Annotated in this window: 22 protein-coding genes, 1 tRNA gene and 1 pseudogene; 13 read left to right on the top strand and 11 right to left on the bottom strand. The window is 71.3% G+C overall.

Features of this window, described 5'->3' with window-relative positions; genetic code table 11:
* Nucleotides 1–139 precede the first annotated feature (139 nt).
* Nucleotides 140–1,174 (bottom strand): LLM class flavin-dependent oxidoreductase, encoded by a 1,035-nt coding sequence (locus RIN75_RS23305; RefSeq protein ID WP_309114124.1) that lies wholly within the window; start codon nucleotides 1,172–1,174, stop codon nucleotides 140–142.
* 156 nt (nucleotides 1,175–1,330) lie between these two features.
* On the opposite strand from RIN75_RS23305, the gene RIN75_RS23300 reads away from it, so the two are divergent.
* Nucleotides 1,331–2,368, top strand: coding sequence for an FAD-dependent oxidoreductase (locus tag RIN75_RS23300; protein WP_309114123.1), 1,038 nt, complete (start codon nucleotides 1,331–1,333; stop codon nucleotides 2,366–2,368).
* Here RIN75_RS23300 and RIN75_RS23295 read toward each other — a convergent pair.
* On the bottom strand, nucleotides 2,346–3,644 hold the full coding sequence (locus RIN75_RS23295; protein WP_309114122.1) for a styrene monooxygenase/indole monooxygenase family protein: 1,299 nt from the start codon (nucleotides 3,642–3,644) through the stop codon (nucleotides 2,346–2,348). The genes RIN75_RS23300 and RIN75_RS23295 overlap by 23 nt on opposite strands.
* A gap of 67 nt (nucleotides 3,645–3,711) precedes the next feature.
* On the opposite strand from RIN75_RS23295, the gene RIN75_RS23290 reads away from it, so the two are divergent.
* A complete protein-coding gene (locus tag RIN75_RS23290; protein ID WP_309114121.1) occupies nucleotides 3,712–4,782 on the top strand; it encodes a histidine kinase in 1,071 nt (356 codons plus the stop codon).
* Nucleotides 4,773–5,411 (top strand): response regulator transcription factor, encoded by a 639-nt coding sequence (locus tag RIN75_RS23285; protein WP_309114120.1) that lies wholly within the window; start codon nucleotides 4,773–4,775, stop codon nucleotides 5,409–5,411. The genes RIN75_RS23290 and RIN75_RS23285 overlap by 10 nt, the downstream gene beginning before the upstream one ends.
* Here RIN75_RS23285 and RIN75_RS23280 read toward each other — a convergent pair.
* Both RIN75_RS23280 and RIN75_RS23275 read right to left on the bottom strand, forming a co-directional pair.
* On the bottom strand, nucleotides 5,396–6,010 hold the full coding sequence (locus RIN75_RS23280) for a DedA family protein (RefSeq protein ID WP_309114119.1): 615 nt from the start codon (nucleotides 6,008–6,010) through the stop codon (nucleotides 5,396–5,398). The two genes, RIN75_RS23285 and RIN75_RS23280, sit on opposite strands and share 16 nt — an antisense overlap.
* Nucleotides 6,011–6,080: 70 nt before the next feature.
* Entirely contained in the window at nucleotides 6,081–6,509 is a 429-nt protein-coding gene (locus RIN75_RS23275) for an SRPBCC family protein (protein WP_309114118.1), read from the bottom strand.
* A gap of 23 nt (nucleotides 6,510–6,532) precedes the next feature.
* Here RIN75_RS23275 and RIN75_RS23270 point away from each other — a divergent pair, with 23 nt between their 5' ends.
* The 3 genes from RIN75_RS23270 to RIN75_RS23260 all read left to right on the top strand — a co-directional run bounded on the left by RIN75_RS23270 (nucleotide 6,533) and on the right by RIN75_RS23260 (nucleotide 10,208).
* A complete protein-coding gene (locus tag RIN75_RS23270) occupies nucleotides 6,533–7,081 on the top strand; it encodes a TetR/AcrR family transcriptional regulator (RefSeq protein WP_309114117.1) in 549 nt (182 codons plus the stop codon).
* A gap of 677 nt (nucleotides 7,082–7,758) precedes the next feature.
* Nucleotides 7,759–8,958, top strand: a complete 1,200-nt coding sequence (locus RIN75_RS23265; RefSeq protein WP_309114116.1) for an ISAs1 family transposase — start codon at nucleotides 7,759–7,761, stop codon at nucleotides 8,956–8,958.
* A 284-nt stretch (nucleotides 8,959–9,242) separates the two neighbouring features.
* Complete coding sequence (locus RIN75_RS23260) at nucleotides 9,243–10,208, top strand: GTP-binding protein (protein ID WP_309114115.1); 966 nt, start codon at nucleotides 9,243–9,245, stop codon at nucleotides 10,206–10,208.
* On the opposite strand, the gene RIN75_RS23255 is transcribed toward RIN75_RS23260, so the two are convergent.
* Complete coding sequence (locus RIN75_RS23255) at nucleotides 10,193–10,771, bottom strand: TIGR03086 family metal-binding protein (RefSeq protein WP_309114114.1); 579 nt, start codon at nucleotides 10,769–10,771, stop codon at nucleotides 10,193–10,195. The genes RIN75_RS23260 and RIN75_RS23255 overlap by 16 nt on opposite strands.
* 64 nt (nucleotides 10,772–10,835) lie before the next feature.
* On the opposite strand from RIN75_RS23255, the gene RIN75_RS23250 reads away from it, so the two are divergent.
* Entirely contained in the window at nucleotides 10,836–11,579 is a 744-nt protein-coding gene (locus RIN75_RS23250) for a helix-turn-helix domain-containing protein (protein ID WP_309114113.1), read from the top strand.
* A 101-nt stretch (nucleotides 11,580–11,680) separates the two neighbouring features.
* On the opposite strand, the pseudogene RIN75_RS23245 reads toward RIN75_RS23250, so the two are convergent.
* Nucleotides 11,681–11,836: pseudogene (locus tag RIN75_RS23245) on the bottom strand (XRE family transcriptional regulator); the annotation flags it as partial.
* Between the two features lie 5 nt (nucleotides 11,837–11,841).
* Between RIN75_RS23245 and RIN75_RS23240 the strand changes: the two are divergent.
* The gene (locus RIN75_RS23240) at nucleotides 11,842–12,321 is read left to right on the top strand and encodes a hypothetical protein (RefSeq protein ID WP_309114112.1); all 480 of its coding nucleotides are present in this window, start codon (nucleotides 11,842–11,844) and stop codon (nucleotides 12,319–12,321) included.
* Nucleotides 12,322–12,365: 44 nt separating this feature from the next.
* On the opposite strand, the gene RIN75_RS23235 is transcribed toward RIN75_RS23240, so the two are convergent.
* Nucleotides 12,366–12,442, bottom strand: a tRNA-Leu gene (locus tag RIN75_RS23235).
* Nucleotides 12,433–12,876, bottom strand: a complete 444-nt coding sequence (locus tag RIN75_RS23230; protein WP_309114111.1) for a hypothetical protein — start codon at nucleotides 12,874–12,876, stop codon at nucleotides 12,433–12,435. The genes RIN75_RS23235 and RIN75_RS23230 overlap by 10 nt, the downstream gene beginning before the upstream one ends.
* 117 nt (nucleotides 12,877–12,993) lie before the next feature.
* On the opposite strand from RIN75_RS23230, the gene RIN75_RS23225 reads away from it, so the two are divergent.
* Complete coding sequence (locus tag RIN75_RS23225) at nucleotides 12,994–13,215, top strand: DUF3618 domain-containing protein (protein ID WP_121222506.1); 222 nt, start codon at nucleotides 12,994–12,996, stop codon at nucleotides 13,213–13,215.
* Nucleotides 13,216–13,221: 6 nt separating this feature from the next.
* Here the strand turns inward: RIN75_RS23225 and RIN75_RS23220 are convergent, their stop codons facing one another.
* Both RIN75_RS23220 and RIN75_RS23215 read right to left on the bottom strand, forming a co-directional pair.
* Nucleotides 13,222–13,836, bottom strand: coding sequence for a TetR/AcrR family transcriptional regulator (locus RIN75_RS23220; protein ID WP_309114110.1), 615 nt, complete (start codon nucleotides 13,834–13,836; stop codon nucleotides 13,222–13,224).
* Between the two features lie 52 nt (nucleotides 13,837–13,888).
* Nucleotides 13,889–14,179 carry a hypothetical protein gene (locus tag RIN75_RS23215; RefSeq protein WP_309114109.1) on the bottom strand — a complete coding sequence of 97 codons (291 nt, stop codon included), beginning with the start codon at nucleotides 14,177–14,179 and terminating at the stop codon, nucleotides 13,889–13,891.
* A 201-nt stretch (nucleotides 14,180–14,380) separates the two neighbouring features.
* Here RIN75_RS23215 and RIN75_RS23210 point away from each other — a divergent pair, with 201 nt between their 5' ends.
* From RIN75_RS23210 to RIN75_RS23200, 3 genes are all read left to right on the top strand, one after another.
* Nucleotides 14,381–16,642: a Tat pathway signal sequence domain protein gene (locus tag RIN75_RS23210; protein WP_309114108.1), complete on the top strand. Its 2,262-nt coding sequence runs from the start codon at nucleotides 14,381–14,383 to the stop codon at nucleotides 16,640–16,642.
* A 123-nt stretch (nucleotides 16,643–16,765) separates the two neighbouring features.
* Complete coding sequence (locus tag RIN75_RS23205) at nucleotides 16,766–17,506, top strand: LPXTG cell wall anchor domain-containing protein (RefSeq protein ID WP_309114107.1); 741 nt, start codon at nucleotides 16,766–16,768, stop codon at nucleotides 17,504–17,506.
* A gap of 184 nt (nucleotides 17,507–17,690) precedes the next feature.
* Nucleotides 17,691–18,725: an alcohol dehydrogenase catalytic domain-containing protein gene (locus RIN75_RS23200; RefSeq protein WP_309114106.1), complete on the top strand. Its 1,035-nt coding sequence runs from the start codon at nucleotides 17,691–17,693 to the stop codon at nucleotides 18,723–18,725.
* Here RIN75_RS23200 and RIN75_RS23195 read toward each other — a convergent pair.
* Nucleotides 18,715–19,293, bottom strand: a complete 579-nt coding sequence (locus tag RIN75_RS23195) for a TetR/AcrR family transcriptional regulator (protein ID WP_309114198.1) — start codon at nucleotides 19,291–19,293, stop codon at nucleotides 18,715–18,717. The two genes, RIN75_RS23200 and RIN75_RS23195, sit on opposite strands and share 11 nt — an antisense overlap.
* 113 nt (nucleotides 19,294–19,406) lie before the next feature.
* On the opposite strand from RIN75_RS23195, the gene RIN75_RS23190 reads away from it, so the two are divergent.
* Nucleotides 19,407–20,894, top strand: a complete 1,488-nt coding sequence (locus RIN75_RS23190; RefSeq protein WP_309114105.1) for an NAD(P)/FAD-dependent oxidoreductase — start codon at nucleotides 19,407–19,409, stop codon at nucleotides 20,892–20,894.
* Nucleotides 20,895–21,436: the final 542 nt, after the last annotated feature.

Raw genomic sequence — 21,436 nt, 5'->3', positions numbered from 1 at the left:
GGGCAGCGCCACAATTGGTGCGGCGCCACCCACGCGGACCGCGGCGGCGGTCGTGCTCCGGGCGCGGGGCCCGGGAGTTGGAGAGCGCGTCGGGGGGCGTGCGCGCTCACTCCAATGATCGCTGCCCTTCGGCTCTCTGCTACACCTCGACTTCAGTCTTCACTCGTTCGGGTGAACGTGAGATTCCTGCGAGTTCGGCCAGCAGCTCGTAGGAGCGCAGGCGGTCGGACTGCTCGGCGACCATCGTGGTGACCATCAGCTCGTCGGCCGCCGTGTCCTCCAGCAGTTGCTCCAGCTGCGCGCTGACCTGCTTCGGGTCGCCGATGACCTGCGTGGACAGGCGGTCCTCCACGATCAGCCGGTCCAGGTCGGTGTACGCGTAGTCGGCGGCCTCGGCGTTGGTGGCGAGCGGTTCGGGTCGGCCCGAGCGCAGCCGCAGGAACGCCAGCGCGCCGGGGCCCGAGATGTACCGGGCGTGCTCCGCCGAGTCGGCGACGATGACCGACGCGCAGACCATCGCGTACGGCTCGCTGAGCACCTCGGAGGGGCGGAACCGCTGCCGGTAGAGCGCGAGGGCGGGGAGGGTGTTCTCGGCGCTGAAGTGGTGTGCGAACGCGAACGGCAGCCCGAGCGCCCCCGCGACCTGCGCGCTGTAGCCGCTGGACCCGAGCAGCCACACGTCCGGCTTGTTGCCCTCGGCGGGCATGGCCTTGAGGTCCTCGGTGCCGTCGAAGTACCCGATCAGCTCGCTGAGCTGCTGCGGGAAGTCGTCCACCGACAACGGCCCGCTCGTCCGTCGCAACGCCTGCGCGGTCTTCTGGTCCGTGCCCGGCGCGCGCCCGATGCCGAGGTCGATCCGGTCCGGGTGCAGCGCGCCGAGCGTGCCGAACTGCTCGGCCACGACCAGCGGCGGGTGGTTGGGCAGCATCACGCCGCCGGAGCCGACGCGCAGGGTGGTGGTGGCGTCGGCGACGTGGCCGATGAGGATCGTGGGGGAGGAACTGGCGATGCCGGGCATGTTGTGGTGCTCGGCCAGCCAGAACCGGTGGTAGCCGAGGGCTTCGACGCGCTGCGCCAGCTCGCGGGTGTGGCGCAGCGCCGTCCGCGCGTCCGTGGCGGTCGTGACCGGGGCGAGGTCGAGCACGGACAGCGGGATGTCACGAAGTCGGCTCATACCGGCACCAACACCGGTCCCCCCGAATGCCTTCCGACTGTGACCCAGTGCTCAGGGCGAGAGGACGGCGGGTGTGCCCGGTGGACCGTGTGTTCGGTCGTTGACTCGTCCGTCACACCGGGGAAGCGCGCTTGCTCGTCGGACGTTGATCGGGTCATGGACGTGGTCGTCATCGGTGCTGGTCAGGCAGGTCTGTCGGCGGCCTACTTCCTCAAGCGGGCCGGGCTTGAGCACGTCGTGCTGGACGCGGACGAAGGGCCGGGAGGGGCGTGGCGGCACCGGTGGCCGACGTTGCGGATGGCCACCGTGCACGGGATCCACGACCTGCCCGGGATGCCGTTCGCCGAACCGGACCCCACCGCGCCCGCCAACGAAGTCCTCCCCGCCTACTTCGCCGACTTCGAGCAGCGCAACGGCATCGACGTCCGCCGCCCGGTCCACGTCCACGCCGTCCGCAACGAAGGCGACCTCCTCAAAGTCGAGACCGACAAAGGTGACTGGCTGACCAAAGCCCTGGTCAACGCCACCGGCACCTGGACCCGCCCCTTCTGGCCCCGCTACCCCGGCCAGGAACTCTTCAAGGGCCGCCAACTGCACTCCTCGCAGTACAAGGGACCCGAAGAGTTCGCGGGCAAGCGGGTGATCGTGGTCGGCGGCGGCACGAGTGCGGTTCAGCAGCTGTTGGAGATCGCGACCGTGGCCACCACCACCTGGGTCACCCGGCGCGAACCGGTCTTCCGCGACGAACCCTTCACCCCCGAAGTCGGTCGGGCCGCCGTCGCACTCGTCGAGGAACGCGTCCGCAATGGGCTGCCGCCGCGCAGCGTGGTCAGCGTCACCGGGTTGAGCCTCACCCCGCAGGTCCGCCAAGCACTCGAAGACCACACGCTCGACCGGAAGCCGATGTTCGCCCGCATCACAGAGAACGGCGTCGTCCGGCCGGACGGCACCACACAAGAAGCCGACGCCATCCTGTGGGCCACCGGTTTCCGCGCCGCCCTCGACCACCTCGCCCCGCTCGGCCTGCGCGGCCCCGGCGGCGGGATCAAGCTCGACGGCACGGAAGTCGTCGGCGACCCCCGCATCCACCTCGTCGGCTACGGCCCCTCGGCCAGCACGGTCGGCGCGACGCGGGCCGGCCGGGCCGCCGCCAAGAGCCTCAAGGACCTGCTCACGCGGGAGCTGGCCGCCTGAAAACCTTGCGCGCCAACACCTTGCGGGCCACCGCCGCCTTCAACCGCAGCACGTCCCACCGCCCGACCCCGCGCGTCCCCAGGTAAGCCCACGCGGCCGGCGCGTCGAAGAACCACGGGAACAGCGACGACGGGTCGTTGAACCCCTCCCACACCCGCTCCCCGATCACCGGGTCCCGCGACGCCGCCAGCAGCACCGCCTTCTGGTAGGACCTCAACGGCGCGAGCATCCCGTCGGTGAACGCGTTGGCGTACCGCCCGGTCTCCCACCACTGGTCGAACCGCGCCCGCAGCCACTCGGCCGTCCCGTCGTAGGAGTCCAGCCGGGCCGCGAAGAACCGGGCCATCCGGGTCGCGTTGTTCGCACCCTGCCCGGCCAGCGGGTCGTTGAGCACCACCGCGTCACCCAACCCCAGCACGTGCCGACCCGACGGCAGCACCGCGACCGGGTCCCGCACCACCGGCGTCACGGCACCCTTGAGCCAGGCCGAAGTCGGCGCGGCACCGGCCAGGAAGTCCGACCGCACGGGGAAGAACTCGTCCACCAGCGACCGCAAGGCCGCCAGCCCCTCGGACGCCGACGTCACATCCCGGAACCGGTCCGCGCGCCCGCCCGGCACCGCCTCCACCAGGATCGACCGCGACTCGCCGACGTCCTTGTCCCAGAACGGGACCCAGAACACCTCCACCGTCCCGGGCACCAACGTGAACACGATGTCCCGGTGCTCCGGATAAGCCCCCAGGTCGTACCCGTGCACGTTCACCATCAGGAGCTGCCGCTGCGCCGACGAGTGCGTGCTGCGGGCGTCGTCACGCGCGAACAACCCGGTGAAAGCCTTGTGCCCCACCGTCACCACGACCAGGTCGTGCGTCGCGGCCAACGAGTCCAGGTCACCCGTCGACACCGAACCGGTCACCACCCGCACCCCGCGCCGCGCCAACTCCCGCAGCCCGAACGCGAACTTCAACCGCTGGTCCACGGCCAGCGCCGGCCCCCGCAACGGCGCGTCGACGGAGAACAGCACCGACCCGCCGTCCTCGTGCAGGTCCAGGCGGATGCGGTGCGCGCGCGGGGCCTCGGGCCAGAAGTCCAGCCCCAGTTCGGCTTCGCAGGCCACCTGGTCGCCGAACAGGCACGCGGTGGGCCGCCCGGGCGTCTCCAGGTACTCGTCGGCGGTGAGGTCCGAGCACAGCGTGACCCGCCACCCGGCCGCGACCAGCGCCGCCGACAACACGATCCCCGCCTGCCCCGCCCCGACCCGCGCGATCGACCGCATCGGATGATCCTTCAGCGGCCCGCCGAGCGCTGCCAATCCGACGTTCGGGTCGTCCAACCTCGACCACGTGCTTCGGGGGGTGCGCGTCGTCGCCGGACTGCTGCTCGGGTTCGCGACCGGGATCGGCGGTCTGCTGGTGGTGGTGTTCGCGCGCCCGGTGGCGACCCGGTACGCCGACCTGGAGCGGTGGCGGCTGCGGCGATTCCTGGAGATCGACAGCGCCGCGCCGACCCGGCCGCAGGCGGTGAAGTACCTGGCCGTGCGCGCCCCGGTCGGGCTGTTCGGCGGGGTCGTGCCGGCGTGGCTGTTCTACGGCATCGCCCTAGGGGTGATCGCCGGCGTGCGGATCGTGCGCAACGGCTTGGACGGCATCGAGTTGCGGGACGACGTGGCCGCCACGCTCTGGACGGCGCTGGTCGGCGGCGTGCTGCTCTACATCGAGGTCCAGGGCATCCGCGGGGTGGTGGCGCTGGAGCGCGGCGTGGCGCGCCGCTACCTCGGGCCCAGCGAGGCCGAGCTGCTGCGCCGGCGCATCGAGGAGCTGTCGCTGAGCCGGGCGGGCATCGTGGCGGCGGTGGACGCCGAGCGCCGGCGGATCGAGCGCGACCTGCACGACGGCGTCCAGCAGCGGCTGGTGGCGCTGGGGATGCTGCTGGGCCGCGCGCGCCGGCACCCCGACCACGCCGACGACCTGCTGCGGCAGGCCCACGAGGAGTCCCAGCACGTGCTGGAGGACCTGCGCGAGGTCGCCTGGCGGGTGTACCCGGCCGCGCTGGACGCCCTGGGTTTGGCCGAGGCGCTGGAGGCGGTGGCGGACCGGTCGTCCATCCCGGTGCGGATCCACTGTGGACGGTTCCGGACCGGGCCGGAGGTGGAGACGGCGGTGTACTTCGTGGTGTCGGAGGCGGTGACGAACGCGGTCAAGCACTCGGGTGCGACGATGATCCGCGTGGACATCACCGACGACGAGCGCGCCGTGCGGGTGCGGGTCGAGGACGACGGCGGCGGGGGCGCGGACCCGGCGGGCGGCGGCCTCGCGGGCCTGTCCCGGCGGGTGCTGGCGCTGGACGGGACGTTCGCCGTGCACAGCCCGGTCGGCGGCCCGACCGTGATCACCGCGGAGGTCCCGTGCGGGTGATCCTGGCCGAGGACTCGACGCTGCTGCGCGAGGGCCTGGCACGGCTGCTGGCGGAGGAGGGCCACGAGGTCGTGGCCTCGGTCGGCGACGCGGAGGCCCTGCTCAAGGCCGTCGCCGCGCACCGGCCGGACGTGGTGGTCACCGACGTCCGGATGCCGCCCACGCACACCGACGAAGGCCTCAAAGCGGCCCTGGAGATCCGGCGCGACCTGCCGGACGTGGGCGTGCTCGTGCTGTCGCAGTACGTGGAGCAGCGCTACGCCTCCGACCTGTTCGGTGAGCACGCCGGCGGCGTCGGCTACCTGCTGAAGGACCGGGTCGTGCAGGTGGAGGAGTTCCTCGACGCGCTGCGCCGGGTCGGCGCGGGCGGCGCCGCGTTCGACCCGGAGGTGGTGCGCCGCCTGCTCGCGCGCACCGGGCACCCGCTGGACGTGCTCACCGAGCGGGAGCGGGAGGTGCCGGCGCACATGGCCGAGGGGCACACCAACAACGCGATCGCGGCGAAGCTGCACGTCTCGCGCAGCGCCGTGGAGAAGCACGTGAACTCGATCTTCGACAAGCTGCGGCTGTCCGACGTGGACGGTTACAGCCGGCGGGTGCTGGCGATCCTGCGCTACCTGCGTTCCTGAACCTTCTGGCGGTTGACCAGCCGCGACACCACGAACCACACCACGGCCAGCACGACGACGCCGACCACGACCTTGGACGCGATGCCCGTGTAGCGCTCCACCAGGTGCCAGTTCTCGCCCAGCGCGTAGCCGGCGAGGATGAGGGCGGTGTTCCAGATCGCGCTGCCCGCGGCGGTGAACACGAGGAAGGTGGGCAGCGGCATGCGTTCCACCCCGGCGGGGATGGAGATCAGGCTGCGGAAGATCGGGACCATCCGGCCGAAGAACACCGTGGCGCGGCCGTGCCGGCGGAACCAGTCCTCGGTCTTGTCCACGTCGGAGACCTTGACCAGCGGCATCTTCTCCGCGATCCGCCGCACCCGGTCCCGCCCGAGCAGCGCGCCCACGTAGTACAGCACCAGCGCGCCCGCCACCGAGCCGGCCGTGGTCCACAGGATCGCGGCCAGCAGGCTCATGCCGCCGCGGGACGCGGTGAACCCGGCCAGCGGCAGGAACACCTCGCTGGGCAGCGGCGGGAACAGGTTCTCCAGCGCGATCGCCAGGCCCGCGCCCGGCGCGCCGAACGACTCCATCAGGTCGATGACCCACTTGACATCCATGATCCTCACGCTATGGACGCACGGGGGTCCCCGGCCATGAGGCGGACCGCACACCGGGGTGTGGAAAACCTCAGTTCTCGGCGTGCGCGGCCAACCCCTTGGCGTACTGGGTGATCACCAGTCGCAACACGCGTCGGTAGAGCCACCCGGTGCCGGGCACCTTGGGGTGGAACGACGAGTGCCAGCGGATGCGGGTGCCTTCCCCCTCGGGCTCCAGGTCGATGAAGGCCCGGTAGTCGCGGATGGCCAGGCCGGACAGCAAGACGTAGCCGACCCTGCGGTTCGGCGTGAGTTCGACCACCTCCTCGCGCGTGGGGTTCCTCCTGCCGCGGTTGTGAAACACCCGCACCTCGCCCACGCCGTGCGAGTCGCCCGCCTTCTCGCGCTCGTAGCGCAGCACGGGGGACCAGTCCGGCCAGGTCGAACTGTCCGCCGCGAACCGGTACACCCGCGCCGGCGGTGCGGCGCTGTGCACGGTGACGTCCACTCTCTGTACCATGTGGTACATGTACCATCTGGTACATGGGTGAACAAGAGGCCAGAACCCGTCTGCTCGACCAGGTCGTCGACCACCTGTCCCGACACGGCCTGGGCGACCTCAGTCTCCGCCAGATCGCCGCCGCTGTGAACACCAGCCATCGAATGCTCATCTACCACTTCGGGTCGAAGGAGGGCCTGCTGGTCGAAGTGGTGCGGGCGGTGGAGGCGAACCAGCGCGCCTTGCTGTCCTCCCTGAAGGCCACCGACCACGCCGACCTGGCCCGCCAGTTCTGGCGCGCCCTGACCGACCCGGCCCTACGGGCCCACGAACGCCTCTTCTTCGAACTGTACGGCCAAGCCGCTCAAGGCCGGAAAGGCACGACCGCCCTGATGGACGGCATCGTCGAGTCCTGGGTCGAGCCGATCGCCGAGTTCGAACGCGCCCGCGGCTACCCACCCGAGCAAGCCGAGGTCCGCGCCAGACTGGGCCTGGCGGTCACCCGAGGCCTCCTGCTGGACCTGGTCGCGACCGACGACGTCGAGGCAGTGACGGCCGCCATGGACATGTTCATCGACTTCATGTCCTCGTGACCCACTCCACCCACTCACAGCGCCTCGCTCTTCCGCGCAGCGCACGCTTCAGGCGCGCAGCGCACGCTTCAGGCGCGTAGCGCCTGCTTTGGGCGCGCAGCGCCGTCGGGCAGTGCCGCCGGGGCACACACCCCAACCCGGGCTTCTTGCTTGTGTCATCCCCGTATGGCCCGCCCGAAGGGCTACCACAGATTTCCCGGGTGCAGCCGAAAAGTTTTGCGAGGAACGAGCAAAAGTTTTTAGCGGCACCCGGGAAATCTGTGGTCGGCTTTGCCGGGCCATGCGGGGATGACACAAGCAAGAAGCCCCGCTCTTGCAGTTGTGTCATCCTTGGCGGCTCGCCCGCCGGCGAGGCGCTTCTAATCTTTAAACCGGCGCTCACCTGCTCAAATCCACGCTTCGCGCGTGTAGACGCAACGCGCTCCGCGCTACTGGAGGAGGAACGCGCTCCGCGCTCTAGAAGCCGCGCTGCGCGCTCTCAAGCGGACGCGCTCCGCGCTCTCAAGATCAAAAGCTTGAAAGATCAAAAGCTACAAGCGGCGCTCGCCGCGCGGCAGGCCCCCGGGGGGTGGCAGGGTTCCGGCAAAGTCGTTGTGGCTGGTGTGCCCCGGTGTGGGTCGGGCACGACGCCTGGTTGATCATGTGAGTGTCTAGGTCCCATGATCGGGTGAGGTGTCGTGCCCGCTGGTTTATCGTGCCCGATCCCGGATGTGGTGGTCGGGTTGGGGTCGGTTCCGGTGGACGAGGTGCCGGATCTGCGGGGGTTTCTGGAGGCGGTGCCGGACCCGCGTGACCCTCGTGGTGTGCGGCATTCGCTGGTGTCGGTGCTGGTGGTGGCCGCGGCGGCGGTGGCGGCCGGGGCGAGGTCGTTCGCGGCGATCGGGGAGTGGGCGGCGGATGCGCCGCAGGCGTTGCTGGCCCGTTTGGGGGTGCGGGTGGACCCGCGCGGCGGCCGGTGGGTGGCGCCGGGGGAGTCCACGATCCGGAGGGTGTTGTCGCGGGTGGACGGTGACGCGGTGGACGCCGCGGTCTCGGCCTGGACCGCCCGACGCGAACCCGCACGCGAACCCGACGGGCCGGTGGTGGTGGCGGTGGACGGCAAGTCGCTGGCCGGCACCTATCCGCGCGAAGGCGGCAGCGGGGTGCAGCTGGTGGCGGCGCTGCGCCACGACGACGGCATCGTGCTCGCGCAACGCCAGGCCTCGCCCGGCGGAGGCGGGGAGCCGGCCGCGTTCGCCCCGCTGCTGGACACCCTGGACCTGGCCGGGGTGGTGGTCACCGCCGACGCCCTGCACACCACCCGCGCCAACGCCGACTACCTGCACACGCGAGGCGCCCACTTCGTGCTGACCGTCAAAACCGGGTGGAGCAGGGTGTTCCCGCAACTGGACACCCTGCCCTGGCACGAGATCCCGGCGCTGGAGACCCTCGACCGCGGCCACGGCCGCACCGAACGCCGCACCATCCGGGTCATGCCCGTGGGCGGCCACGACCGGGCGGTGGTCGACTTCCCGCACGCCGCCCACGCCTTCCTGGTCGAGCGCTACACCCACCACCACGCCACCGGCACCCGCAGCGCCTACGCCGAACTGGGCGTCACCAGCCTCACCGGCCCCGACGCCACACCCGACCGCATCGCCGCCCACCTACGACAGCACTGGCACATCGAGAACAGACTCCACTGGGTCCGCGACGTCACCTACACCGAGGACGCCTCCCGCATCCGCACCGGCAACGCACCCCGCGTCATGGCTAGCCTGCGCAACCTCGCCATCAACGCCCACCGACACCAAGGCGCCACCAACATCGCCAAAGCACTACGCCACACCGCCCGCAACCCCGAACGACCACTCCAACTCTTCGGAATCACAGCCTGAACAGCACAAACCGACTTTGCCGGAACCCTGCCGGGGGGTGGAAGGGCGTCGGTTCGTCCCGCGTACGGCCTGCCGGAGGCAACCACCCTTCGCCCTTCTTGGCAACCGGAAACGCTGGTTGCCAAGAAGGGCGAAGGCGGTTGGGCTGCGCCCAGGCCGTACGGGGGACGAACCGAGGCCCTTCCTGTGGCTGATAGCCCGAGCAAAAGCAGCGCCTGCGGCGCGAAAATCTGGCAGCCTGCCCCACGACCGCCGCCATCACCGCCACCGCGGCCGCCGCTAGCATGGGCCGGGTGAAACGGCTCCCGGTGATCGTCGTCGCGGGTTTCCTGGGCGCCGGCAAGACAACCCTGCTCAACCACCTCCTCGCCGGCGCCCGCGGCACCCGCATCGGCGTGGTCGTCAACGACTTCGGCGCCATCGGCATCGACGCGATGAGCGTGGCCGGCCAGGTCGAATCGACCGTCTCCCTCAGCAACGGCTGCCTGTGCTGCGCGGTCGACGTGTCCGGGCTCGACGAGATGCTCGCCAAGCTCGATTCGCAGGTCGACGTGATCGTCATCGAGGCCAGCGGCCTGGCCGAGCCGCAAGCCATGGCGCGCATGGTGCTGGCCAGCGAGAACCCGCGCCTGTCCTACGGCGGCCTGGTGCTGCTGGTCGACGCCGCCGAGTTCCCCGACGACCTCGAACGGCACCTGCGCGTCGCGGACCTCGTGGTGCTCAACAAGACCGACCGGGTCGCGAACACCGCCGAACTCGTCGACCGGATCGACCGCCTCACGCCGGGTGTCCCGATCACCGCCGTCACGCACGGCCGCGTCGACCCGGCCCTCCTCTTCGACCCGAAACCCCGCGAAACCCACGGCCAGCTGTCGTTCGAGGACCTCCTGGAAGAGGACCACGTCCACGTCCACTACGACAGCGTCGAGTTCACCGCCGACGCGATGAACCCGACCCGCCTCATGCACTTCCTCGACCACCGCCCACCCGGCCTCTACCGCATCAAGGGCTTCGTGCGCTTCGACGTCCCCGGCCACCGCCAGCGGTTCACCCTGCACACCGTGGGCGCGTTCCTGCGCTTCGACCGCGACCAGTGGGGCGACGTCCCGCGCCGCACCCAGCTGGTCCTGATCGGCACCGACCTCGACCGCGACGCGATCCGCAAAGCCCTGGACGACTGCGTCGAACCCGACCCCTCCTCCGTGGACCCGCAGTCGATGCTGGAAGTGCTGCGCTACCTCGACCAGTGAGGGTCCCGGCCGCTCAACCCGAGCACCCGGTGCAGGACCGGCGCGGTCTCCGCGACCTCCACCTCCGGCCCGTAGATGCCCATGTCCCGCCCCATCTGCGCGGTCTTCTCCACCTCGCCCAGCAGGTACTCCAGCAGGTCCTCGTCCCACACGACGTCCTGCCCGGTGGCCCGCGCGAGGTCCCACCCGTGGATCACGAACTCGCCGACCACCATCCCGCCGACCATCGACGCGGGCAGCTCCATCGGCCCGCCCATGTGCGTGATCCCGTCCCACGAACCCGGCCCGCTCCACGCCTCCACGGTCCGCGCGACGTGCTCCTTCAACGCGGTCGGCCAGTCCGCCACCGGCTCGACGTCCGACTCCGCCTCACCCAGCGGCGGCACGGCCTCCTTCCTGCCCGCCCCGACCAGCGACGGTCCCCAGAACAGCAGGTGGTGCGCGAGCCCGCGCACGTCGTACTCCGCACACGGGGTCGCGGCACCCCACTGCTCCGGCCGAACCGAGTCCACGATCTCCACGAACAACCCCGCCGCGCGGGTCAACATCCGAGCGTCCGACATGGACGGAACCCAACCCCAACCAACGCCGGCCTGTCTTGAAGGAACGCGACATACACTCGGACCCGTGCCGAGGGACGTGCGTGAACTGGGCGGCGCCTGGCAGACGTACCAGCGTCACGCCTTCCCCGCGCCGTCCCCGGACCTGGCCCGGCACGTGGCCCGCTATTGGCTGGTCTCCTGGGACTACGCCGAGCCGTACCGGCAGTTGATCGTCCCGTACCCGAACGTCCACCTCACCTTCCAGGACGGCCGGGCGACCGTGCACGGCGTGTCCAGCGGCCACCAGGTCAAAACCCTGGCGGGCCAAGGCCACGTGGTCGGCGTGGCCTTCCACCCCGGCGCGTTCCGCCCGTTCCTTGGCGCCCCGGTGTCGACCATCACCGACCGGTCGATCGACGCCTCAGCGGTGTTCGGCCCGGACCTCCCCACCGACCCGGACGTGAACGAGGTCGAAGACTTCCTCCGCGCCCACCTACCGGCCCCGGACCCCAGAGCCGACGAGGCGGTGGCCGTGGTCGCCCGGATCGCCGCCGAACCGGGCATCACGCGCGTGGACGCCCTCGCCGCCGACCTGGGCACCAGCGTCCGCCGCCTCCAGCGCCTGTTCGCCGAGCACGTCGGCGTGGGGCCCAAGTGGGTCATCCGCCGCTACCGCCTGCACGAGGTGACCGAACGCCTGGCCGCGGGCAGGGCCGTCGACTGGGCGACCCTGGCCGCCGACCTGGGCTACGCCGACCAGGCCCACTTCGTCCGCGACTTCCGCGAGATGTTCGGCGAACCCCCAACCCACTACGCCGCCCGCTACTGACCCCCGCCCGCCCCGCCGCGCGCTATATGGCCCCGCCCCGCCGCCCGCTACAAACCTCCGCCCCACCACGCCACGCGCTACCGACCCCGCTACGCCACGCGCTACCGACTCCCGGACCAAGCCCGAACCCGGACGGGCTGCCGGCCGAACAGGCTGAGCACCTCGACGTCCCCGCGCCCGGCCGCCCCGAACCAGTGCGGTGTCCGGCAGTCGAACTCAGCGGCCTCTCCAGGCCCCAGCACGACGTCCACCGCGCCCATACATGATCTCCTTCAACTACCTGTCCGCGGTCCTCACCGACGTCACCGGCGTGCCCGGGGTGTGGGTGCCGGCGGTGCTCGCACCGTTCGGCGTCGGCGCGTTCGCGGGCCTGTCGATCGGCGGCCGGATCGCCGACCGACGACCTGTCCGTGCGCTGACCGCCGGGGCGGTCGGCATCGCGTTCCTCTCCGCAACATTGGCGGTGTTCCCCGGTGCCCCGGAGGTCGTCGTGCCGACCGTGTTCCTGTTGGGCATCGCGGCCTTCGCGCTCAACCCGGCCCTCTGCGGCCGCGTCTTCACCATCGCCGCCGACGCACCGACCCTGGCAGGAGCCACCACCGTCTCGGCGTTCCAACTCGGCATCAGCCTCACCCCGGCCTTCGCCGCCGCCCTCGCCTCGGGCGCCCAGGTCACCACCGTGTCGTGGATCGGCGCGGCCCTGGCGCTCCTCACGCTCCCGCTGATCGCGCTGGACCGGTGAACGCGAACGCCCGCCGGACCGCGTGGAGCGGTACGGCGGGCGCGTGGTGGGGCCGGAGAGACTCGAACTCTCACTGGCACGGACCTAAACCGTGTGCCTCTGCCAATTGGGCTACGACCCCGTGGCCGCAAGCCTATCGGCCGGGCGAAGCAGGGCGATGCCGAGGGACACCACACCGGCCGCCAGGCTCAGTCCGCCGATGTAGAGCAGCGCGATCAGGCCGTTGGCCTTGGTCACGCCCTCGCCCATGGCGGAGAAGAAGAAGCCCGCCGGCATGAGGACCGCGGCCACCGGGACGCCCAGGCGGGTCACCCAGCCCAGCGCGCCGCGCACGTTCGCGACGTCGGCGTACAGCAGGCACACGAGGCTCAGGATCACCAGGACGCCGGCGTGCGCGTGCCCGGCGCGGAAGAACGACTGCTGGAACTCGGTCACCGCCCGCTCGCCCTGGACGACCGTGGTCATGAACCGGCCGCCGAACTCGACGCCGACCAGGCTCAGCAGCAGGACGCCCGCGATGCGGCGGGAGGCGAGGGACAACGGGATGGCGGACATGGGTGCTCCTCCAACGGAACGGAAACACCGTTATAAAACCACCCTCGGCCACACCGGTCAACGCCGTTCCGGCGGCTCAACTACCGTTACGGGCGCAGACCGCTGCTAGGAGGAGATGTGGCTCGCGACCCCGACACCATCCAGCGCGAGATCGAGCAGGCTCGCGACGCGCTGGCCGCGACCCTGGACGAGCTGGGCACGAGGGCCCACCCCCAGCGCTTCGTCGAGGCGGGCAAGGACAGCGTGCGCGCGAAGCTCGACGAACCCAAGATCCGGTACTCGCTGATCGCGGTGGCCGTGCTGCTCGGGTTCGCCTTGCTGCGCAAGCTGTTCCGCTGACGGCGGCTACTGCCCCTCGGCGACGAGGGGCAGTAGCACCTGCTCGGTCATCCGGTCGACGAACGCCGTGTCCAGCGGGTCGCCGGTGAGCATCAGACGGTAGATCAGCGCCGCCCCCGCCAGTTCCACGGCCATCCCGCGCGGCGCGTCCGCGCGCAGCTCGCCGCGCTCGTCGGCGCGGTCCAGGATGCGCCGCAGCACGTCCCGCTGGGCGATCAGGAAGGTCTCCCGGAACGCCGCCGCCAGCTCCGGCTCGTGCGGCAGCTCGCCCACCAGCGCCTGCGCCGCCTTGCCCACCGGCCCGGACAGGAACGCCGCGAACGAGGCCAGGAACTCCCGCAGGTCGCCCTGCAGCGACCCGGTGTCCGGCTCGGCGAGGTTCTGCGCCGCCAGGTGCGTGCACGTGTCGATCACCAGGTCGAGCTTGGACTCCCACCGCCGGTAGATGGTCGCCTTGCCGGCGCGGGCGCGCGCGGCGACGGCGTCCATGGTCAACGCCCGGTAGCCGACCTCCGCCATCACCTCCAGCGCGGCCTGCCGCAGCGCGTCGTCGCGGCTCGCGTCCCTGGGTCTGCCCCGCTGCGGAGATCTTGGCGCCCCGCTGTACACCGGTGTGGCCATGTCTGCTCCCGTTCGCCTTTGGCCGGACATCCTAGGCGGGACCAGACCGCTCTCAGGCCTCGAATGCCTGGTCGTGAGGGGTGCTCGCGTCACGGCTGAGCGGCAGTCCGTGCCGGGTGTGCAGGTACACCACGGAGAACGCGTACGCGTCGCCGTCGAGCATGTGCACCACCGCCCGGTCCTCGTTGCCCCCGGAGATCTCGTCGACGAGCTGGTCGGCTTGGACGCGGGCGGCGATCAGGCCCGGCGCGACGGCGTCGAGCGCGCGTTCGGCGGTGCGCACGGTCACCGCCCAGTCGTCGCCGTCGCGCCGGTAGTTGGCGGTGATGGGGAGCGTGGGCATGGGGCTCGACCTCCGTCCTTCCCTGCCAGTTGACCCGCAAATCGGCGGGCGCACGCGGTCTTTCCCCCTAACGAGTGGTGCGCGGTGTCGTCCCGGCCGTTTCCGGTCCGGCTCTTGCGCACCGACCCGCTTTGCTCCTACCTTTCGGGCTTACCGCCGCGCACACCGATCGCCGTTGTCGGCGTCCGCGGAGGGGTTCGGATGGGCCTGAACAGGCGTGTTTTCCTGGGTGTCACGGGTGCGGCGGTCACCGCCGGGCTGCTACCGGTGGAGCCGGCCCGCGCCGGGACATCGGAGGTATCGCTGACCGACCAGCAGTGGGCGGACTTCCTCGCCGGCCAGGACCTGGTCTGGAAGCGGGTGCCGACCAAATGGTCGCAAGGGCCGTTCCTGGGCGACGGAGGGCTGGGCAGCATGGTCTACGCCGTCGGCAACCGGATCAAGTTCACCGTCCAGCACGCCGAGGTGCAGGACCACCGGACCACCGGCGGCAGCGCGTGGGGCGTGCCCCGGCTGCCCGTGGGGCACGTGCTGCTCACGCCGGTCGGCGCGGTCCGCGCGGTGGACTGGCGGCTGGACCTGTGGCACGCCGAGCTGGTCGGCACCATCACCACCGACCGCGGGTCGTTGCGCCTGCACGCGATCATCACCGAGGGCGTGCTGGGCCTGTCGGTGACCCCGTCCGGCGATGAGCGTGCCGACCTCGTGTTCGTGCCGGAGAAGGCCATCCCGCCGCGCGCCGCGACCGAGAACCCGCCGGCGGGCTACGAGTTCAACCCCGATCCGGTGACGAAGACGTCCGGCAGCGAGCGGGTCGTGGTGCAGTCCCTCCTTGCCGGTGGCCAGACCGCCACCGCCTACCGGGTCATCGGGACGTCCGGCAAGCGCAGGATGCTGCTGTCCGTCGCGCACAGCTTCCCCGCCACCACGGCCGAAGCGTCGGCGCTGAGCAGCGTCCGCGCCGCCGCCGCGCTGTCCGGCGCGGACTTCCAGCAGCGCCACCGCGACTGGTGGCACGCGTTCTACAAGCGCAGCTTCCTGTCCATCCCGGACCAGCGGCTCCAGTCCTTCTACTGGATCCAGCTCTACAAGCTCGCCGCCGGCACCCGCGCCGGCGGACCGGTCATGGCGACCTGCGGACCCTGGCTGGAGCCGACGCCGTGGGCCGCGGCGTGGTGGAACCTCAACGTGCAGCTGGAGTACTGGCCCATCCATGGCTCGAACCACCTGGAGCTGGACGCGATCGCGACCACGTTGAAGGACAACGCCGCCCAACTCGTCCGCAACGTCAAGACCCAGTACCGCGACGACTGCGCGGGCGTCGGTCGCAGCACCGACCGGCACACGTCCAACACCGGCACCCTCGGCGAACCCGGCGGCACCGGCACGGTCGAGCTGGGCAACCTGACCTGGGCGCTGCACAACGTGTGGTTGAGCTACCGGCACTCGATGGACCGCGCGCTGCTCGCCGACGTCGTGTTCCCCTTGCTGCGCCGGGCGGTCAACTACTACCTCCGGTTCCTGACCAAGGGCAACGACGGCCGCCTGCATCTGCCCGCGACCACGTCACCGGAGTACGGCAACGCGCCCGACTGCAACTACGACCTCCAACTGCTGCGGTGGGCGTGCCGGACCCTGCTCGACTCGGCCCGGGTGCTGCGCATCGACGACCCGTTGGCCAAGCGGTGGCAGGAAGTTCTCGACACGCTCGTGCCGTATCCCGTGGACGCCAACGGTTTCATGGTGGGCACGGGTGTTCCGTTCGCCAAGTCGCACCGGCACTACTCGCACATGCTCGCGGTGTTCCCGCTCGCCACGGTCACCTGGGAGCAGCCGGAGAACCGCGCGCTGATCGAGAAGTCGTTGCGGCACTGGATGTCCCTCGAAGGCGCGCACCGCGGCTACAGCTACTCGGGCTCCGGCTCGATCGCCGCGCGCATGTTCCGCGGTGACGAGGCGCTGGCGTACCTGGTGAAGATGTTCGACACGTCGACGCGCTTCCCGGTGCTGGAGAACACCATGTACACCGAGGCCGGGCCGGTGGTGGAGACCCCGCTGTCGGCCGCGCAGACCCTGCACGACCTGGTCCTGCAGAGCTGGGGCGGGGTGGTGCGGGTGTTCCCGGCGGTGCCGACGGCGTGGGCGGACGTCGTGCTGGACCGCCACCTCGCCGAGGGCGCGTTCGAGGTGACCGCGGCGCGCCGGGGCGGGCGGACCCGGTTCGTGCTGGTCCGCAGCCTGGCGGGGGAGCCGCTGGCGCTGCGGCACGGCATCGCGGGCGAGGTCACAGTGCGCACGCCGAGTGGCACGCCCGTGCCCTACCGCGATCGCGGCGACGGCACCCTCGACATCGACCTTGCCCGCGGCGGCGAGGTCCTGGTGCACCCGAAGGGCGTCACGCCCGACCTCACCGTCGCCCCGGTCCCGATCTCGAAGCCCGGCCCACGCTGGGGCCTGCCGTAGACCGTCCGTGACCACGACACGTCACTCGGTCAGGTGAAGCATGACCTGACCGAGTGACGGGTAACACGCTGGCGTCCACGTCGATACCCCGGATGGATCAAGACTCTGCTCCAGGAGGACGCCATGTCCCGAAGATTGCTGATAGCCGCCACGGCCGCCGTCGGCCTGTTCTTCGCCCCCGTCGCGGCCACCGCGGACCCGGGCAACGGCAACGGCACCGACCCGGGCTTCGTCCCACCAGGACAGTCCCAGGAGCACAAGCAGGGCCAGGCCGGCGCGCACGGCAAGCCCCCGGCCGAGGACACCAACGCGCCGCAGCCGCCGTCCAACGCGGACTTCACCGACCACGGCGCCAACACGCACGGCCCGTACGACTCGACCCGCGACGGCTCGCCGTCGCAGAACGGCAACGGTGACGGTCAGCAGGTCGGCCGGCCGTGCGCCGGCTGCGTGGGCAACGCCGACAACAAGAACCCCCCTGGCCAGCTGCCGGGCGGTTCGGACGGCAACGCCGGCTACGAGTGCGACCGCAACGCGGGCGTGGGCCGCGGCAACCCCGCGCACACCGGCTGCACCCAGACCAACCCGCCGACGTCCACCACCACGACGGTGCCGACGACGACCGAGACTTCGACGTCGACCTCGACGTCCACTTCCACCTCGACGTCCACCTCGGGCACGGGCACCAGCACCTCGACGTCGACCCACACCCCGGCGGCCGGCCCGCGGAACCCGGTGGCCGCGGTGCTCGACCAGGCCCTGGCCTACACGGGTGCGAACGCCTCCTGGATGGTGCTGCTGGGCCTGCTCAGCGTGGGTGCCGGCGCGCTGACCCTCCTCGTGACCCGCCGCCGTCGAGCCTGACGCCCGGGCAGGTCGCCACCAGCCACACCCCCACGACCCGGCGGGAGCGGCCACCACCCCCGGCCACCACCCCCGGCCGCTCCCGCCGGGTCCCCGCACGCCCGCGCCCAAAGCCTGCTGACGAAACGTCGCCCCCTTGCGAGGATGGCCGCACCCGACGACCCCGCGACGACGAGGAGGCCCTGTGCGGGCGACGACCATCCACGGACCGAAGGACATCCGCGTCGAGCACGTCCCGGACGCCGTCGTGCGCGAGCCGGGCGACGCCGTGGTCAAGGTGGAGCTGGCGTGCATCTGCGGCAGCGACCTGTGGGCCTACCGCGGGGTCGCCAAGCGCGTGCCGGGCCAGCGGATCGGCCACGAGTTCGTCGGCGAGGTGGTCGAGGTCGGCCCCGGGGTCGGCAGCGTCAAGGTCGGCGACCGGGTGATCGCCCCGTTCGTCTGGAGTGACGGAACCTGCCCGTACTGCGTCCAGGGCCTGCCCACGTCGTGCCCCCAGGGCGGCTTCTGGGGCTCCGGCACGTCCGACGGCGGCCAGGCCGAGGCGGTCCGCGTGCCGTTCGCCGACGGCACCCTCGTGCGGGTCCCCGAAGGCGTCGACGACGCCCTGCTCCCGGCGCTGCTCGCGCTGTCCGACGTGATGGGCACGGGCCACCACGCGGCGGTCTCGGCCGGTGCCGCGCCGGGCGCCACGGTCGTGGTGGTCGGTGACGGCGCGGTCGGCCTGTGCGGGGTCCTCGCGGCCAAGCGGCTGGGCGCCGAGCGGATCATCTCCCTGGGCCGGCACGAGGACCGCGCCAAGGTGGCCCGCCTGTTCGGCGCCACGGACCAGGTGCCCGAGCGCGGTGCGGAGGCGGTGGAGAAGGTCCGGGAGCTGACCGGCGGGCTGGGCGCGCCGGTCGTGCTGGAGTGCGTGGGCACCGACGAGTCCTGGTCGACCGCGATCGGCCTGGTCCGCGACGGCGGGCGCATCGGCTACGTCGGCGTCCCGCACCAAGCCCCGAACCTGCCCACCGGCAAGCTGTTCCCGCGCAACATCGGCATCGCGGGCGGCATCGCGCCGGTCCGCACCTACCTGCCCGAGCTGATGGCGGACGTGCTGGCCGGACGCCTCGACCCGGCACCGGTCTTCGACCGCACGCTCCCGCTGGACGAGGTCGCCGACGGCTACCGGTCGATGGACGACCGCAGTGCGCTGAAGGTCGTCCTCACCCCGTGAGCCGGTTGGCCACGCCCCGCCAGACGACCTCCATGACGTAGGTGGTCGCGAGCGCGGGCCCCACCTCGGGCCTGCGCTCGCACCACAGCGCCAGCCGCTCGGTCGACCCGACCACGATCTCCGCGAACGCCTCCGCCTCGATCACGTCGATGTCGGTGTCGAAGCTCCCGATGACCGCCGCGATCAGGTCCGTCTGCTGCCGCCGGATGCCCTCGATCTCCTCCACCGCCGACGGCACGGTCACCGCCGCCTCCTGCCGCAGCAGCGCCCACGCCTGCTTGTGCTCCCCGATGAACTCGAAGAACGCCAGCAGACCCAGCCGCAGGATCTCCTCCGGTGTGGACGCCCCGGAGATGGCCTGCTGGGTGCGGTCGAGCAGTTCGGTGCGCGCCCGGTGGATGCACCCGATGAGCAGGCCTTCCTTGGACCCGAAGTACTCGTAGAGCATCGGCTTGGACACGCCCACGCGTTCGGCGATCTCGTCCATGGACGCCGCGAGGTAGCCGCGTTCGGCGAAGACCTGCTCGGCGATGTCGAGCATCTGCGCCTTGCGCTGCGCCTTGGGCATCCGCTTGCGGCGCGGCTCCGCGGTGGCGGTGTTGGTCACGAACTCCAGACTACCGGAGGTAACTTACTTCGAGTAACCTACTGAAGAGTATGTAGCCGGACGAGGAGGTCGGGATGCACCGAGAGGTCAAGGTCCTGGTCGTCGGCACGGGCTTTTCCGGCCTGGGCATGGCGATCGAGCTGAAGCGGACCGGCGAGCGCGACTTCGTCGTGCTCGAGAAGGCGAGCGACCTGGGCGGCACCTGGCGGGACAACTCCTACCCCGGCTGCGCCTGCGACGTCCCGTCCCACATGTACTCGTACTCCTTCGAGCTGAACCCGAAGTGGTCGCGGATGTTCGCCCGCCAGCCGGAGATCTGGGACTACCTCAAGCAGGTCGCGGACAAGTACCGGCTGCGCGCCCACATCCGCTTCAACACCAAGGTCTCCGGGGCGCGCTGGGACGAGGACGCCAAGGTCTGGCACGTCAGCACCGAGCATGGCGACACCTACACCGCCAAGGCGGTCGTAGCGGGCGTCGGCGCCCTGCACATCCCGAACATCCCGGCGCTGCCCGGCATCGAGAAGTTCAAGGGCAAGACCTTCCACTCCGCCGAGTGGGACCACGACCACGACCTGCGCGGCAGGAGGGTGGCGGTCGTCGGCACGGGTGCGTCGGCCATCCAGTTCGTGCCCCAGATCGCCGACGACGTCGAGCACCTGACGATCTTCCAGCGCACGCCGCCGTGGATCATGCCCAAGATGGACCGGTCGATCCGGTCCTGGGAACAGCGCGTGTTCCGGGTCCTTCCGGGTGCGCAGCGGCTGTACCGGAACTTCGTGTACTGGACGCGCGAGTCCAGCGCCCTGGGGTTCGCGGTGAACCCGAAGATCATGGAGTTCGCGCAGAACATCGCCAAGCGCCACATGCGCTCCCAGGTGCCGGACCCCGAGCTGCGGGCGAAGCTGAAGCCGGACTACACGATGGGCTGCAAGCGAGTCTTGATCTCCAATGACTACTACCCGGCCCTGTCCAAGCCGAACGTCGGCCTGACCACGGACGGCATCGCCGAGGTGCGCGCGCACAGCATCGTGGACCGGGCGGGCGTCGAGCACGAGGTGGACACGATCATCTACGGCACCGGGTTCCACGTGGTCGACAGCTTCGACTACCTGGACATCCAGGGCAAGGGCGGGGTGGACCTGGCCAAGCAGTGGCGGGAGAAGGGCATCGAGACCTATTACGGGATCACCGTCTCGGGCTTCCCGAACCTGTTCTTCCTGCTCGGCCCGAACACCGGTTTGGGGCACAACTCGGTGGTCTTCATGATCGAGTCCCAGATCCGCTACGTCCGCCAGTGCCTGGAGCTGCTGGACCGGCACCAGGCCGACGAGCTGGACGTGCGGCCGGATGTGCAGGCGAGGTTCAACCGGCAGTTGCAGCGGAAGCTGACGAAGGGCGTGTGGACGGAGGGCGGCTGCAAGAGCTGGTACTTGGACGCGCAGGGCATCAACCGGACCGTGTGGCCGGGGTTCACGTGGCGGTACTGGATGCGCACGAAGACGGTGCGGGCGGAGGACTACACGCTGACTCGGGCGCGGCGGGACCGGGTGTCGGTCTGAGGTTGTTGGACGATCGCGCTGTTTTGCGCGTCAAAACAGCGCGATCGTCCAACACCCGACACCTGGCACCCCCCGAACCCCTCCCCACCTCCCATCCCCACACCCGCCACCCCCACCGCCAGCACCCGCCCGCTGCTGTCGGCCGCCACCCGCCGCCTACCTGCCCGGCGGGCTGTCGCCGCCGCGTTCCCGCTGCCGGGCTGTCGCTGCCGGGCTGTCGCTGCCGGGCTGTCGCTGCCGGGCTGTCGCTGCCGGGCTGTCGCTGCCGGGCTGTCGCCGCCGGGCCGGCGTCACCCGCCCGCCGCCGCGCTGCCGGCCGCCACCCGCCCGGTGCTGCCGGCCGCCACCCGCCGACTGCCTGCCCGCCGCCATCCGCCCGCTGGCGCGCTCCCGCTGCCGCGTCCCGCCGCCGGGCTGCTGCCACCTGTAGGCCGCTGCTGGCCTCCACCCGCCGCCTGCGTGCCCGCCGTCACCCCGCCCGCCGTCACCCGCCCGCCGTCGCCGGCCTCCACCCGCCGCCTGCCTGGCTGCCTGCCCGCCGC

This window comes from Saccharothrix sp., assembly GCF_031180885.1.
In the GTDB taxonomy this organism is placed as follows: Bacteria; Actinomycetota; Actinomycetes; order Mycobacteriales; family Pseudonocardiaceae; genus Actinosynnema.
The sequence above is the reverse complement of the archived record's forward strand: the minus strand, read 5'-3'. Positions and strand labels throughout refer to the sequence as shown.

What these genes read in the sequence shown, in the direction of transcription:
- RIN75_RS23305 (WP_309114124.1), bottom strand. Translation starts at nt 1,174, where the DNA reads ATGAGCCGACTTCGTGACATCCCGCTGTCCGTGCTCGACCTCGCCCCG.
- RIN75_RS23300 (WP_309114123.1), top strand. Translation starts at nt 1,331, where the DNA reads ATGGACGTGGTCGTCATCGGTGCTGGTCAGGCAGGTCTGTCGGCGGCC.
- RIN75_RS23295 (WP_309114122.1), bottom strand. Translation starts at nt 3,644, where the DNA reads ATGCGGTCGATCGCGCGGGTCGGGGCGGGGCAGGCGGGGATCGTGTTG.
- RIN75_RS23280 (WP_309114119.1), bottom strand. Translation starts at nt 6,010, where the DNA reads ATGGATGTCAAGTGGGTCATCGACCTGATGGAGTCGTTCGGCGCGCCG.
- RIN75_RS23275 (WP_309114118.1), bottom strand. Translation starts at nt 6,509, where the DNA reads ATGGTACAGAGAGTGGACGTCACCGTGCACAGCGCCGCACCGCCGGCG.
- RIN75_RS23270 (WP_309114117.1), top strand. Translation starts at nt 6,533, where the DNA reads ATGGGTGAACAAGAGGCCAGAACCCGTCTGCTCGACCAGGTCGTCGAC.
- RIN75_RS23260 (WP_309114115.1), top strand. Translation starts at nt 9,243, where the DNA reads ATGGGCCGGGTGAAACGGCTCCCGGTGATCGTCGTCGCGGGTTTCCTG.
- RIN75_RS23255 (WP_309114114.1), bottom strand. Translation starts at nt 10,771, where the DNA reads ATGTCGGACGCTCGGATGTTGACCCGCGCGGCGGGGTTGTTCGTGGAG.
- RIN75_RS23240 (WP_309114112.1), top strand. Translation starts at nt 11,842, where the DNA reads ATGATCTCCTTCAACTACCTGTCCGCGGTCCTCACCGACGTCACCGGC.
- RIN75_RS23230 (WP_309114111.1), bottom strand. Translation starts at nt 12,876, where the DNA reads ATGTCCGCCATCCCGTTGTCCCTCGCCTCCCGCCGCATCGCGGGCGTC.
- RIN75_RS23220 (WP_309114110.1), bottom strand. Translation starts at nt 13,836, where the DNA reads ATGGCCACACCGGTGTACAGCGGGGCGCCAAGATCTCCGCAGCGGGGC.
- RIN75_RS23215 (WP_309114109.1), bottom strand. Translation starts at nt 14,179, where the DNA reads ATGCCCACGCTCCCCATCACCGCCAACTACCGGCGCGACGGCGACGAC.
- RIN75_RS23210 (WP_309114108.1), top strand. Translation starts at nt 14,381, where the DNA reads ATGGGCCTGAACAGGCGTGTTTTCCTGGGTGTCACGGGTGCGGCGGTC.
- RIN75_RS23205 (WP_309114107.1), top strand. Translation starts at nt 16,766, where the DNA reads ATGTCCCGAAGATTGCTGATAGCCGCCACGGCCGCCGTCGGCCTGTTC.
- RIN75_RS23195 (WP_309114198.1), bottom strand. Translation starts at nt 19,293, where the DNA reads ATGCCCAAGGCGCAGCGCAAGGCGCAGATGCTCGACATCGCCGAGCAG.
- RIN75_RS23190 (WP_309114105.1), top strand. Translation starts at nt 19,407, where the DNA reads ATGCACCGAGAGGTCAAGGTCCTGGTCGTCGGCACGGGCTTTTCCGGC.